Source organism: Parenemella sanctibonifatiensis (genome assembly GCF_002250565.1).
Lineage (GTDB): Bacteria > Actinomycetota > Actinomycetes > Propionibacteriales > Propionibacteriaceae > Parenemella > Parenemella sanctibonifatiensis.
The window spans coordinates 416,251-429,552 of the sequence record NZ_NMVJ01000001.1; the positions used below are offsets into that span (position 1 = coordinate 416,251).

Genomic DNA, 13,302 nt, shown 5'->3' on the forward strand with positions numbered 1-13,302 from the left:
GCTTTGGCGCAGCTTTATCCTCGACGTCCAATCTGACTCCAGCCTTCGCGTCACAACCCTGGATGACGCCGGCCTCGTGGGCACCTACCGATTCATGGGCGCGGACCCCTACGGCGCCTTCGTGCACTGCCGCGCGTGGTCCGGCATGAGTCGACGCCAGCGCCTGGTCATGGCGGCCAAGAACCATCTTCCCTACTCCGGCGTACATCACGCGTCCGCGACTCCCGCGGACGTAGCGCACTGGATGTCCCGGCGTCGTGGTGTCGGCATCATGGGCTACTCCTCCTACATTGAGGGCCTCCTGCGTGCGCTCGAGGACGGCAGAGTCCCGGTGAGCCCCGGCGCGGTCACAGCCGTGGTCGGCGGCTCCGAACCGTCCACTGCCTACTTCGCCGCAGCCTCACAGCGGCTCTTCGGCGTGACCGCGCACATGCGGTACGCGAACATGGAGATGGGCATCATGGCCGTCACCGGCGAGGACGTTGACGTCTACCACGTCCTACCACCTCGAGATTCTGGACGATGCCGACACCCCCGTCAGCCCGGGCGAGTCCGGCAGAGTCGTCATGACCGACCTGCACAACACCGCGATGCCCTTCATTCGCTACGACACTGGCGATCTCGCGCGTTACTTCGTCGACGACAAAGGCGTCGAGCACAGAGATCGAATCACCGACATCAAGGGTCGCCGCCTCGACGTCCTGTTGGCCGGCAGTACGGAGCGGCCAATCAAGCTCCACGCCCTTCAGGTCTGGGGACCCACCGCGAAGATCCAGGAGCTTCGGCAGTATCAGTTGCGCCAGCACGCGATCGGCCGCTTCACCTGGATTCTCAACGCACAGCCATCTACGGACGTGGAGGAGCGGCTGAGAACGATTCTGACCGATGTCGTCGGACCGGTCGAGCAGTGCGACTTCACCTACGTGGACGAGGTTCCGGTCATGGCGTCAGGGAAGCGGCAGTTCTTCGTCAATGAGGCGCACGCCGGCGAACCGCCGGCGAGGTAAGCCTCGATCGACTAGCTATTGGCGACCTCAGCGCCGGGCACCGGCCAGCGACCGAAGGACGGCGAGCGGCCGCAGCCGTGGCATCTGTTGCACATTGAAGCCGATTCCGGCTTCGTTCTGCATTAAAGCCACGAACTCATCGGTCAGCATTCCCTTCGACCCGATCTGGGCGTGCGCGACGTCCCAATCATGGTTCCCCTCAACGAACACCGGACCATCGGGCGTACTAGCGACGTCCCAACCTATGAAGCGATTCCGCCCGGCTTCCCGCGCGAAAGATGTCGCCAAGTCCACAACCCTGTCCCAGAACGGCACCGATCGCCCCGCGAACGTCACCCCTGAGTCCGCGTGCGAATCCACCGTCTCGAGGGCAAACTTCGCCTTCTGATAGCCGCGAGCAGCAAAGGCTCCGGTCGACGGGTCCACACGCACGCTGTAGCCGCCTTGATTGTAGGTATCGATCTGGGAGTGGACGCGCCCCAGCCTCAGGACCGCAAAGAGGATCAGTACAGAACCGTCACGGCGGCGAAACGTTCCGAGGCGCAAAGTGTTCAGGGAGGTCGAGTTGAGCGCATCCAGATCTGGATGCTGAGAAAGACGCGGCTGAATGATCCACACCCCCTCTCCCGTTGTCTCTATCAGTTCTTCGACGTGCATCCGCTCATTCGTTGAGAGGACAACCTCCTGGCCATCCACACTCGAAATGACGGTAACGCCCTGACCTTGCGAAGCGGCAGCCGGCTTGACCACAACCCCCCGTCGCTGCGCCTCATCGAGGACAAAGTCGCGTACCTGACGAGCCGAGGTAAGAGTCAACCTCCCGTGTGGATCAGCCTCTGTGGAAATGACCGCCAGCGTCGGAGGCACCGGAAGGCCCAGGCCACCGAAGTGCCGCTCGAACTCCAGCTTGTTCTCGAGCACCTCCGGCTCTGGGTTGAGCGCCGGCCGCAGCGCCTTGGCGCGCGGCCCCGACAGGAAGCGAAGGGCATCCCGTCTGCGCACCCCCCTCATGTAGAGGCGATGGGTACGATAGTCGTTCGGTGTAGCCAACAGCCGGCCACCCCATGACAATGTCTCCCAGACTTGGCGCGGGGTGCTCTTTGCCCCTTGCACACGGACTGGCCGCAGCTTATTCAGCATCTGACCTCCTTGATCGCACCTCGGACGCTCCCGTGTTCATGCCCCCGCGACTCCAAGGCTGTCGATGGCCATGACTTCACATCATGAACGGAAACCACCTTCTCCGCCAGTACCATACACTTCCCGCCCTCGGCCCCGAGCCATGCAACAGCCAGCAGCGCACCCCAAGCTACGCCTTGTTGATGAGCTTGCTCCGGTGGATGCGGAAGTCGGTATCGGTGACGTCCGGCGGGGGCGACTCGACCCAGCCGCCACGTTCGGCGAGTACCGCCTCGATGCGCGCGACCTCGGCCTCCACCGCCTCGATATTGGTGGCGATGTCGATGCCGTCCTCGTAGAGCACCCGGTAGGGCATGTTCTCGTCCGCCGGCCGCTCCACCGCCACACCACCCAGCTCCTCGATGACCGCGGTGGCCTCGGTACGCAGCGGGTTGTCGTCGCCGGGCTCCGTGGTCGGCAGCAGGCCCGCGACCAGCCACACGACCAGCACGAGGGCGACGACCCCGCCGACCACGGCGAGCACCAGGCGGGATCGTGACGGACGGGCTGTACTGGGCGAAGTCATCACTCCAGTGTGAGGCGAGCCCGGGCCACACGCTCCCCCGCAGGCGAACGCTGGCATCCAGGGAAGAATGATCCCGACACTCTCACGCCCACTCGAAGGTCAGCGACCACGTGGTGGTGGTGGGCACCTCTTCGCCGGGGGCGACCGGTCGTACGAAGGCAGCCATGGTCACCATCGCCTGGCGTCCGTTGATGAGCTTGGTGCGGTGGATCCGGACGTCATGGTCGTTGATGTCGAGATAGCCCGCGTCGGACCAGCCGCCACGTTCGGCGAGCGCCGCCTCGACACGGGCCACCTCGGTCTCGACCGCCTCGCGGGTGGTGGCGATCTCGATGCCGCCCTCGTGCACCACCCGGTAGGGAAGGCCTCCCTCGGCCGGCCGTTCGAGCGCCACGCCGCAGAGGTCCTCGATGACCGCGGAGGCCTCGACATGGAGCGGGTTCCCCTTGCCGGGCAGTGTCGTCGCCACCAGGCCCCCCGCCACCCACGCGAGGCCCAGAACCACCACCCCGCCCACCAGGATGAGCACGATTCGGGAACGTGACGGACGGGCGGTACGGCTCGAGGTCATCAGCCCAGTGTGAGGCGGGCCGGGTCAGGGCGTACTCAAGACAGGCTGCCAGCGCTGGGAGCGTCAGCGCCAAGGTGTAACATCGAGAGCGAAGGCCGGTGAAAAGAGCTCCAGGGGAGCCTTTCCCTTACGGGATAGCCGGCCTTCCTTCATGCCTAGTCCCAAGGCCCGTACGACGACTCTGTCAGCGGCTGGACGACCGTCGGATACCACTGGCACGGCTTGTCATCCATCTCGCGCTGCATCGCCCAGGAGCAGTAGTCGGCGACCTGGATCCCCCACGAGCTTCGGGCCTCCCATAGGCAGGCCGTCACGGTCTTGTCGAACGACAACTGCTCACAGACATCGGCGAGGGCCACGCGCGCGCCGCGCTGAGAGTGTTCTTCGTCAGGTGGATCGTGCCGGCGATCACGTACACGGTCGCCAGCGTGAGCAAACGAGGGGACAAGGTGCTTCAGGTGGAGAAAGAGGGCCAGCTGGTAGAGGTACGGCTTCCCTTTGGCCCTGACGGAGGGATACGCCTTGGCCTTCGTGAGGTAGGTGAAATCGAAGCGCGAAGGCGGTTGCTCCTGGATGACCGCGAAGACATCGCCACGGGTTCGTCGGGAGTCGTCGGCCGCGTGGAACCCCTTCTCGAGCCGGATCCCTTCGGACTCAAGCCGGGCGCGAAGCTGAAAGCCCTCCCAGATGCTGTCGCGGTGGTCCCCCTCGAACGTCGCACTTCCGATCGCAAACCGCGGACCGGATGCTTCCGAGTAGTCAGGCGATCCGGTCTCGTCGAGGTACACGTAGAACTCAGCCACGTCGGTCGACCCTGACACGCGAGCCGGCCACTGCGGTGCCAGCGGCACAGAGCGACGAACGAGACATCTTCACGAAGGCAAGCTGGGTGCTCAGGACGCCTGCGCGGTCCCGAACCGCTTCGCGCTTCGGGCCTTGGCCTTCTCACGTTCGACGTCGCGGTCCTTGGGCGGGGCGGTGGTGACGAGGGAGTCCAGAAGTTCGGCCGTGATCGCCGAGATCTGCTCGACGGCGCGGTTGAACGCCTCCTCGTTGGCCTTCGACGGCTTCGTCGCGCCCGAGACCTTGCGCACATACTGCAGGGCGGCGTCGTGGACCTCGGTGTCGGTGGCCGGCGGCTCGAAGTTGTTCAGGGGACGAATGTTGCGGCACATGGACACAGCGTAAGCCCGCGGCGTACGTCCGATCCAGACCCTGAGCCCACCCCGTGGCGCCGCCCCCTCCGGTCGGGCAAGCTTGGCCCCATGGCGGAGTTCTTCGGAGTGCGGCACCACTCCCCGACCGCCGCGCGGCTCGTCGCCGAACGCATCGCTGCCGACCCGCCGGCCGCCGTCCTCGTCGAGGGCCCCAGCCATTACACCCCCGAGCTCGACCAGCTCCACCTCGGCCACCAGCTGCCCCTGATGATCTACAGCTGGGCCCCGCTCTTCCCCGACGCGCCCGAGGGCAGCGAGGAATGGGCCCACCGCCGCGGCTGCTTCTATCCCCTCACCGACTACTGCCCCGAATGGACCGCGGTGCAGGCCGCGTACGCCGCGAACGTCGAGACCGCCTTCATCGACCTGCCCTGGCTCGGCGTCGTCGACATCGCACGGGCCGAGAACCGCTGGGCCGAAGCCACCGCCGACGCCGACGACGACCCCGCGATCGCCCAGCTGCTCAAGGAGTTCGGCGCCGACGACGTCCCCGCCCTCCTCGACGAACTCATCGAGATCGACTCCCACCTCGACCACGACACCTATCGCGAACGCGCCCGCCTCATCGGCGCCATCCTCCGCCGCGCCGACGAGGACCCCGAGACCGAGGCCCGCGAACGCTTCATGGCCGCCCGCATCCGCGAGGCCGAGCAACGCCACCCCGACGGTACGGTCCTGGTCGTCTGCGGCGCCGCCCACATCAGCGGCCTCACCGCCCTCCTCGAGGGCGACGCCCCGCTCGAAACCGGCACCGAGGACTGGCAACCCCCCGCCGACGACGACCGTTACGGCGTCGCCCTGACCCCCACCTCGTACGCCGCCCTCGACGCCCTCGACGGCTACAACGCCGGCCAGCCCAACCCCGGCTTCTACGATGCCCTGTACGCCGACCGCGCCGCCGGCCGCCTCGACACCGCCGAACGCCTCCTCATGCAGGTCGCCGCCTCCCTGCGCGACCGCCAGCAGTTCGTGGCCCCGGCCGACCTCGTCGCCGTCCTCGGCACCGCCCGCGCCCTGGCCCAACTCCGCGGCCACCCCCAGGTGTGGCGTACCGACCTCGTCGAAGCCATCGGCACGGCCCTGGCCAAGGACGACCTCGGCGACCGCAACCCCCTCCTGCGCCACGTCCGCGCCGTCCTGCGCGGCGACGCCGTCGGCCGCCTCGCCGCCGGCACCCGCCAACCACCCCTGGTCGAAGAACTCCGCGCCGCCCTCACCAGCCTCGACCTCGAACCGGCCGCCGCCGAACGCGTCATCGACGCCAACCTGCTCGACCCCACCGGCCTCGAACGTTCCCGCCTCCTCCACAGCCTCCTCCTGCTCGACATCCCCATCGGCGAGCTCACCACCGACCTCGGCGACGACGGCACCGAACGCTGGACCATCCGCTGGAGCGACAACTTCGAGACCGCCCTGGTCGCCGCCGCCCGCTTCGGCGGCAGCCGCACCGACGCCGTCAGCGCCCGCCTCCTCGACCGCGCCGCCGACATCACCCACGACCTCGCCGCGGCCGCCAACCTCATGTTCGAAGCCGCCCTGTGCGGCGTCGAACGCCTCTCGGCCGACCTCCAGGCCCGCACCCAAACCCTGCTGTCCACCACCGGCGACCTCGCCCACCTCGGCGCCGCCCTCACGACCCTGATGCAGCTCTACCGCTACGACCCGATCCTGCGCGCCACCGGGCGTACGGACCTCGGCGGCCTCGTCGCCACGGCGTACGACCGCGCCGTCTCGCTGACCGACCGCCTCGCCCCGCTGCCCGAGGACGCCGACCTCGACGACCTCGTCGACGCCATCCGCGCCACCACCGACACCGCCGAACGCGTCGGCGAAGACCTCGGCCTCGACCGCGCCCGATGGGACCGCGCCCTCGCCGGCGTCGTCGCCGACGACCGCCAAGCCCCCGGGCTGCGCGGCGCCGCCCTGGGCGCCCGCTGGCTCACCGACGCCGTCCCCGACGACGCCATCGCCGAAGCCATCCACCTCATCGCCACCCCCACCGCGCTCGGGGACTTCGTCGCCGGCCTGCTCACCATCGCCCGCGAAGCGGCGCTGCGCCGCCCACCGCCCTGCACGAACTCGACGCCCGCATCACCGCCACCACCCCCGCCGACTTCCTCGCCGCGCTGCCGGGCCTGCGCCGCGCGTTCTCCGGGTACGCGCCCCGCGACCGCGCCCAGGTCGCCGACATCCTGCTCGGCGTCGACGCCGCCCGCGCCCTGCAGTCCTTCAGCGGCGACGCCCTCCGACGCCGCCGCCATCGCCGGCTTCGAACAGGCCGTCGTCGACCAGGTCCGCCGCTTCCTCGGCGTCGACCTCACCGAGGAGGCGTCATGACCGACCCCACCGACACCAACCCCACCGACCCCCTCGACCCAGAACGGCTCCGGCGCTGGCGCCTCGTCCTCGGCGCAGGGTCCGAGGCCCTCGGCGACCTCGACGCCGCCTCCGCCGACCAGGACCGCGCCCTCACCTTCCTCTACGACCGCGAAACCAACGCCGGCCAACGCTCCGCCCCGGGCGCCCACCGTCGCGGCGCCGGCCGGGGCCCGAGCACCATGACCGTGCCCGAATGGATCAACACCCTCCACGAACTCTTCCCCGCCGCCGTCGTCGAGACGCTCGAGGCGGACGCGCTCGACCGGTACGGGCTCACCGATGTCGTCACCACCCTCGAGGCGCTCGAGCGCGTCCAGCCCTCCGAACACCTCCTCGCCGCGATCCTCCAGACCAAACACCTCATGAACGCCGACGTGCTCGCCGCCGCCCGCACGATCGTGCGCAAGGTCGTCGCCGACCTCCTGGAACGGCTCCGCCCCGAGATCCGCCAGTCGATCCTCGGCAAACGCGACCCCCAGCGCCGCAGCCACCACCACGTCGCCGCCAACTTCGACCCCCACCGCACCATCCGTGCCAACCTCAAGCACCTCGACCCCGCGACCGGCAAGCTGATCATCGCCGAACCGATCTTCGCCGCCCGCACCCGCCGCGAATCCCAGAAGTGGCAGACGATCATGGTCGTCGACCAGTCCGGCTCCATGGCCAGCTCAGTCATCCACTCCGCCGTCACCGCCGCGATCTTCCACGGCATCGGCGCGCTGCGCTCCCACCTGGTCGTCTTCGACACCGATGTCGTCGACCTCAGCGCCGACGTCGCCGACCCCGTCGAACTCCTCATGCAGGTCCAGCTCGGCGGCGGCACCGACATCGCCCGCGCCATGGCGTACGCCGAGACGCTCGTCTCCGAACCCCGCCGCGCCATCGTGTGCCTCATCACCGACCTCTACGAGGGCGGCTCGGCCTGGTTCGGGGACGGCACCCCTCGCGGCGCCGACCTCGCCGAAGCCCTGGTCGGGGCCGCACTCAGGACGACCCCGAGGACCGGTCGAGGCTGCAGGCGTACCTCACTGCCCGCGTCAAGGACCGCACCGGGGAGCTCTGGGACGAGCTCTACCGGCAAGCTGCTGAGTGAGGGGTGGGGATGATCGCTGGGACGTCGTCCGATGGGGAGCTTCGCGTACGCCCGTGCCTCAGGTCAGCATCTCCCGGGCCACAGCGGTGATCCGCTGGTCGGCGGCTGTCTGGTCAAGTCCGGCAGTCATCACGGCCAACACCCGGAGCTGGTCCCCCTCCCCGACGAAGGCGACGTCGTGGCGGAAGCCCTCCACCCAGCCGGATTTCGAGCCCCAGTCGACGCCGGGTGGCAGCGTGGTGCCGATGATCGGGATCTGTTGGTCGCGCAGCGCCGCCATCAGCGTCGGGTCATCGCGACGTACCACCGACCGCATCGTGTACGCCAGGTCCGCGGCACTGGTCTCATTGGTCGCTCCCGAGGCCAGCGCGGCCGCATCGCCGATCAGGCGTTCTACCCGGGTGGCGCGGAGGCCCAGGTCGGCAATGGTTGCCGCCACCGCGGGCAGTCCGACCAGCTCAATCACGTGATTGGTGGCCTCATTGCTGGACCGGTCGATCATGCGCCGCAGCAGCTCCCCGACCTCGATCGGGCTGCCGTCGGTCGGATGGGTCGGCTCCAGGTGGTCGCCGGTGAGCGTGAATGGGGCGCCGTCTGCGCCGGTGAAGGTACGCGTCGCGGATACCTCGGCGGTCAGGTCCAGCTCGCCCCGGCCCGCCGCTGCCAGCACCGCCAGCGCCACGTGCAGCTTGATGGTGCTCGCCGCGTAGTAGGGGCGATCGGCATCCTCGCCGCCCAGCACCCGCCCCGTCGCATCCAGCAACTGGAAGCTCACCATGCTCTCGTCCGGCGGTGTCGCCGTGGGGATGGTCATGGGGGCGAACCTATCGCGAGTCGGCGGCCCACAAACGGCCGATGCGTACGAAAAGGCCACCCGGTCGGCACCCACGAGCTCGAAGGTGGGGTGGCGGGGCGGCGTCGGGGTGTGGCGGGCATACCGGACGGCAAACCCGACTCCCACCTCCCCCGCTAGGCTGCCGCCCATGGCCATCCAGCACATCGTTCTGATCGACCTCGCCGGAGACGTCACCGCCGAAGACTCCACCTACCTCACCGAGGCCGTCGGGAGCTGGGGCGAGCGGATCGGCTTGGCGACCGAGGCGCGCATCGGCGCGGACACCAGCGGCCGCGCCGGCGAATGGGACTTCCTGCTCTACACCGTCTTCCCGACCCAGGCAGATCTGGAGGCGTACGCGATCCACCCGGTCCACCTGGAGTTCGTGGCCTGGCTGGATCAACGCGGTTCGAAGCGGATGGCTTTCGACTACGAGATCTGAGTCGCGCGGGTCGGTGTTGCTCCCGGCCCGAACGCCGTCACGCCCGTAGCATTGCCCCCATGGCCTGGCAGTCGACTTCCTCCCACGTTCTGGCGGCTCCCGCTTCCTTGGTCTGGGAGCTGGCAGGTGACCCCAGGCTGCTGCCCGAATGGCACCACTGGTTTGCCGATCTGCTGCTCGACCACGATGTGCCCGCGCTCGGCGGACGCGGTGAGTACGTCCCCAATTCGCCGCTGCGCGCGATGCACCAGATGGTCTCCCAGCCCTTCACCGTCACCCGCCTCGACGAGCGGGTCCTCGAGATCCGCCAGCTCCATCCCGGCGGCGACCACATCATGCGCTGGCAGATCCAGGACCACCCCGACGGCTCCGAGTTGGTCCAGACGATGCGCATCAGCGGACGCCTGCCCGGCCCGATGATCCGGATGGCCGGCCGCCCCTCGGCTGCCGACTTCGGCCTCGACGCTGCCCGGCTTTGGGGTCTGCTCTCGACCCGCCCCGTCACCCGCAACAGGATCAAGGCGATCATCGCCGGCGGCAGCGGTTCGCTGGGCCGGCGGCTCGCGGCCGACCTCCTCACCCGCGGCCACGCCGTGGTGATCCTGACCCGTCAGGTCGACCCGGAGTTGCCCTTCCGACAGGCCGTTTGGGACGGCCAGACGGTCGGTCCCTGGGCCGCCGAACTCGCCGACCCGGCGGCCTGCATCGTCAATCTGGCCGGCAAACTCGTCGACGTCCGCCCCACCAAGAAGAACATCGACGAACTGCGCGACAGCCGCGTCAACGCCACCCGCGCCCTGGTCGAAGCCAGCCAGCAACACCCGGTACGCCGCTGGCTCCAGTCGAGCACCACCGCCATCTGGGCCGACTCCGGCGACACCGCGCTGCAGGAGGACTCGCCGGTCGACGCGACCGGGCTGCCGCAGATGACCGGCGTCGCCGACGCCTGGGAGCGGGCCGTGAACGGCGCACGCACCGACCACCTGGGCATCCTGCGTACCTCGATTGTGCTCGCGCCCGACGCCCCGGCCTACACCCGACTGGCGGGGTTGGCGCGCGGCGGGATCGGACGGATCGGCACGGGTAAGCAGTGGTTCAGTTGGATCCACGTCGAGGACTGGCTCGCGATCGCGCGCAGCATTCTGGGCGTCGGTCCGGTCGACCTGCCCGACGGCCTGGTCGTCGCAGCCGCGCCAGAGCCGGCACGCAACGCCGACCTGATGAAGCAGCTGCGGGCCTCGCTGCGCGACACCGGACTGGGCGGCAGGATCGCCTTGGCGACGCCGAGCGCGATCACGAAACTCGGCGCCACCGCGATGGGGACCGACCCGGCGCTGGCGTTGACCGGCCGTCACGCCACCAGCACCGTTCTGGAGCAGGCCGGCTTCCAGTTCCAGCACCCCGACCTGCCGTCGGCGCTGGAAGCGCTGGCGACCTGAGCGACGACGCGCAACCTCACGACCCCAGTCGCAGCGGAACTGTGGCGAGTCGGCGTTAGGCTGCGCCTGTGACCGACTCCGCCGCCATCGCCCTCGCCATCGTTCTGGCGGTCCTCGCCTCCTTCGCATACGCCTTCGGGATCGCGTGGCAGCACCGTTCGGTCGACGCCAGCAGCGACGGTTCCGAGACGGTCGGGCTGAAGAAGTTCCTGGCGCTGCTGACCAACCCCCAGTGGCTGCTCGGTCTGGCCGGCATCGGCGTCTCCGCGGTCGGGCACCTGATCGCGGTCTCGCTCGCCCCAGTGACGGTGGTGCAGCCCATCGGCATCCTGGCAGTGGTGTGGGCGGTGCTGATCTCGCGCCGGGTCTACGGCACCCCGATCCCCCGGCGCACCTGGCTTTTCGTCGCCCTCACCGTCGGCGGCCTGACCGCATTCACCGTGCTCAGCTCGATGCACGCCAACACCGCCACCGTCATCGACCCCTCCCGGATCCTGCCGGTCGCCGGCACCATGTATGTCCTGGCCGGCATCCTGTGCCTGGTCGGCTGGCGTGGTCCGCACTGGATCCGCTGCATGGCGTGGGCCGCAGCGGCCGCCTGCCTCTACGGCCAGGCGACCGGACTGATCAAGGTCGGGCTGACGTCACTGCAGCGCGGTGAGGGCATCACCAGCCCCTGGATCTGGGGCACCGTCCTCGCGCTGATCGTGCCGTACGCCCTCGGCGCCTGGATCGTGCAGCAGGCGTACGCCACTGGTGCGGCCGAGATCGCGGTCGGCACGATGACCACCATCGATCCGATCTGCGCGGTGATCTTCGGGATGCTCGCTCTCGGTGAGGGCGAAGGAGTCGGGCCACTCACCCTGCTCGGGATGGCGGCCTTCGGGCTGATCGCCGCGGTGGGCGTCGCGCTGCTGTCGCGCTATCACCCCGACACGTTGGCGCGGCAGGAAAAACGGGCGCTGGCCGCCGAAACGGTCTGAGGCGGCGACCTCAGCCCGACCCGGTGAGCCGGGCTGCCACCTGCGTCAGGGCCGGCGCGGGATCCTGTCCCTGGTCCAGCGCGTACAGCACCCCATGCCAGGGCGCCAGCAACCACCAGTCCCGCGCGCGGGCGGCCAGCTCGTCGTCGACCCCGTACGCCTGCCCGAACGCCGCCGCGTACGCCGGGCTGGTCCCATGCAGCCCCCACGCCAGGTCCAGCGCCGGATCGCCGGCGCCGGCGTCCAACCAGTCGATGATCCCGGCGGGCCGCCCGGGCGCGGTCCGGATGTGCACCGCGGTCAGGTCCCGATGGATCAGCGCCGGCGCATCGACCAGCACCTCCTCGGCCTGGGTGAGTCGCATCAGCAGGCCCAGTCCGGCAATCCGGGACTGGGGGTCCAGCAGCGGCACCACCTCACGGGCGCACCGATCGCGTACCTCGGCCGCCTCGGCGGCGGCCCGCTCGGCCGACAGGGCGCCATGGGCGACAGCCTCGTCGAGGTCAATGCGGTGCAGCGCCGCCGCGAAGTCGCCGAGCTGCCGGCCGCGTTCCGGGTCGGTGCCCGGGTCGGGATCGCCGGGCAGCAGGGTGTGGCGGACGCGCAGCGGCTCGTCGCTGTGGACCACCGGCTGCGGCACCGGCAACGGGAGCTGATCCGCGAGCCAGCCCAACAGGGACACCTCGCTGAGCAGCCGTTCGGCGACCTCGGGGCGGCGCGGACCGCGCCACACCTGGTCCCCGGTCAGCGCCGCGCGGCAGTCCCAACCGTCGTCGAGGAAGGCCGCCACCTACTGCAGACCCTGCTCGATGAGCCGCCCCAACGCGGCGACGGCCTCGTCATCGCCGTCGATGCTGATCTCCTCGGCCCCGGTCGACAGGATCGGGAGTGCCTCGGCGCGGCCCCACAGCCACAGATTCAGCGCCGCCACCGAACCGGTGACCTGCGCCCGCGGCAACTCGGCCGCATCGGCATCAGCGGGCAGCCGCCTCCCGAGCAGAAACTCCTCGTCGGCGCCGTTCTCGCCCTCTCCCCACCAGTGGGAGATCTCGAGGATCCGGCCCTCCCCGATCTCCGCCAGGGCCACCCGCTCCACCTCGGCCGAGTCGGGCACCCACGCGTACACCTCGGCCATCATCACGTCGATGCAGTGATCGATGCCGGCCGTGGACACCTGCTCGCTCGGCGTGGTCACCTGTTGCCCGGCGGTCAGTTCCGCATCGACGCGGTGGATGGTCGCCTCCTGCACCTGCATCCGGCGGGTGGAGCCGACGGTATGGTCCGCTCCCCAGAACCACGCCGCCTCGGTGTCCTCGCGGCGCCCCAACTCCTCGACCAGATTCTTGGTGGCGGCCGTACGCCGGGCCGCGATCCGCTGAACGTCCTCGGGACGGGGCTCCTTGGCCTCCTCGATGGCACCGACTTCCTCATCGGTCATGGCGCCGCTGGACAGGACCTCATGCCAAAACTCATGCACCTCGGTCAGGTGCCACAGCAGGTCCACCGCCGTCCAGCCCGGACAGGTCGGCACTTCCCGGCGCGGATCGGTGGCGGCCAACACCGCCGCCAATCGGTCAGCTTCGTCCTTGATCACCGCTGTGGGGTCCATGCGCTCAATCCAACCACGCGGA

14 protein-coding genes are annotated in these 13,302 nt (G+C 69.5%); 6 read left to right on the plus strand and 8 right to left on the minus strand.

The window, feature by feature from the left end; all coding sequences use genetic code 11:
- Nucleotides 1–566 precede the first annotated feature (566 nt).
- Entirely contained in the window at nt 567–1,007 is a 441-nt protein-coding gene (locus CGZ91_RS02035) for a hypothetical protein (RefSeq protein ID WP_144008458.1), read from the plus strand.
- 27 nt (nt 1,008–1,034) lie between these two features.
- Here CGZ91_RS02035 and CGZ91_RS02040 read toward each other — a convergent pair whose 3' ends face one another.
- The 5 genes from CGZ91_RS02040 to CGZ91_RS02060 all read right to left on the minus strand — a co-directional run bounded on the left by CGZ91_RS02040 (nt 1,035) and on the right by CGZ91_RS02060 (nt 4,458).
- A complete protein-coding gene (locus CGZ91_RS02040) occupies nt 1,035–2,147 on the minus strand; it encodes a sugar-transfer associated ATP-grasp domain-containing protein (protein ID WP_094452292.1) in 1,113 nt (370 codons plus the stop codon).
- Between the two features lie 169 nt (nt 2,148–2,316).
- Entirely contained in the window at nt 2,317–2,712 is a 396-nt protein-coding gene (locus CGZ91_RS02045) for a hypothetical protein (RefSeq protein WP_144008459.1), read from the minus strand.
- 82 nt (nt 2,713–2,794) lie between these two features.
- Complete coding sequence (locus CGZ91_RS02050; protein WP_094452294.1) at nt 2,795–3,283, minus strand: hypothetical protein; 489 nt, start codon at nt 3,281–3,283, stop codon at nt 2,795–2,797.
- 155 nt (nt 3,284–3,438) lie between these two features.
- Nucleotides 3,439–4,086 (minus strand): DUF3800 domain-containing protein, encoded by a 648-nt coding sequence (locus CGZ91_RS02055; RefSeq protein ID WP_179229175.1) that lies wholly within the window; start codon nt 4,084–4,086, stop codon nt 3,439–3,441.
- A gap of 90 nt (nt 4,087–4,176) precedes the next feature.
- The gene (locus CGZ91_RS02060) at nt 4,177–4,458 is read right to left on the minus strand and encodes a DUF2277 domain-containing protein (RefSeq protein ID WP_094452296.1); all 282 of its coding nucleotides are present in this window, start codon (nt 4,456–4,458) and stop codon (nt 4,177–4,179) included.
- Between the two features lie 90 nt (nt 4,459–4,548).
- Here CGZ91_RS02060 and CGZ91_RS02065 point away from each other — a divergent pair, with 90 nt between their 5' ends.
- Both CGZ91_RS02065 and CGZ91_RS02070 read left to right on the plus strand, forming a co-directional pair.
- Nucleotides 4,549–6,837, plus strand: a complete 2,289-nt coding sequence (locus CGZ91_RS02065) for a DUF5682 family protein (protein WP_094452297.1) — start codon at nt 4,549–4,551, stop codon at nt 6,835–6,837.
- Nucleotides 6,834–7,985, plus strand: coding sequence for a VWA domain-containing protein (locus CGZ91_RS02070; RefSeq protein WP_094452298.1), 1,152 nt, complete (start codon nt 6,834–6,836; stop codon nt 7,983–7,985). Before CGZ91_RS02065 ends, CGZ91_RS02070 begins: the two co-directional genes overlap by 4 nt.
- Before the next feature lie 45 nt (nt 7,986–8,030).
- Here CGZ91_RS02070 and CGZ91_RS02075 read toward each other — a convergent pair whose 3' ends face one another.
- Nucleotides 8,031–8,786, minus strand: a complete 756-nt coding sequence (locus CGZ91_RS02075; protein WP_094452299.1) for a serine hydrolase — start codon at nt 8,784–8,786, stop codon at nt 8,031–8,033.
- A 169-nt stretch (nt 8,787–8,955) separates the two neighbouring features.
- Between CGZ91_RS02075 and CGZ91_RS14175 the strand changes: the two genes are divergently transcribed.
- The 3 genes from CGZ91_RS14175 (at nt 8,956) to CGZ91_RS02090 (ending at nt 11,671) form a co-directional block, all read left to right on the plus strand.
- A complete protein-coding gene (locus CGZ91_RS14175) occupies nt 8,956–9,249 on the plus strand; it encodes a Dabb family protein (RefSeq protein ID WP_179229176.1) in 294 nt (97 codons plus the stop codon).
- 59 nt (nt 9,250–9,308) lie between these two features.
- A complete protein-coding gene (locus tag CGZ91_RS02085; RefSeq protein WP_094452300.1) occupies nt 9,309–10,688 on the plus strand; it encodes a DUF1731 domain-containing protein in 1,380 nt (459 codons plus the stop codon).
- 68 nt (nt 10,689–10,756) lie between these two features.
- Nucleotides 10,757–11,671 (plus strand): DMT family protein, encoded by a 915-nt coding sequence (locus tag CGZ91_RS02090; RefSeq protein WP_094452301.1) that lies wholly within the window; start codon nt 10,757–10,759, stop codon nt 11,669–11,671.
- A 10-nt stretch (nt 11,672–11,681) separates the two neighbouring features.
- Here the strand turns inward: CGZ91_RS02090 and CGZ91_RS02095 are convergent, their stop codons facing one another.
- Together CGZ91_RS02095 and CGZ91_RS02100 are read right to left on the minus strand one after the other, a co-directional pair.
- A complete protein-coding gene (locus CGZ91_RS02095; protein ID WP_094452302.1) occupies nt 11,682–12,461 on the minus strand; it encodes a phosphotransferase in 780 nt (259 codons plus the stop codon).
- Nucleotides 12,462–13,280 carry a maleylpyruvate isomerase N-terminal domain-containing protein gene (locus CGZ91_RS02100; protein ID WP_094452303.1) on the minus strand — a complete coding sequence of 273 codons (819 nt, stop codon included), beginning with the start codon at nt 13,278–13,280 and terminating at the stop codon, nt 12,462–12,464.
- Nucleotides 13,281–13,302: the final 22 nt, after the last annotated feature.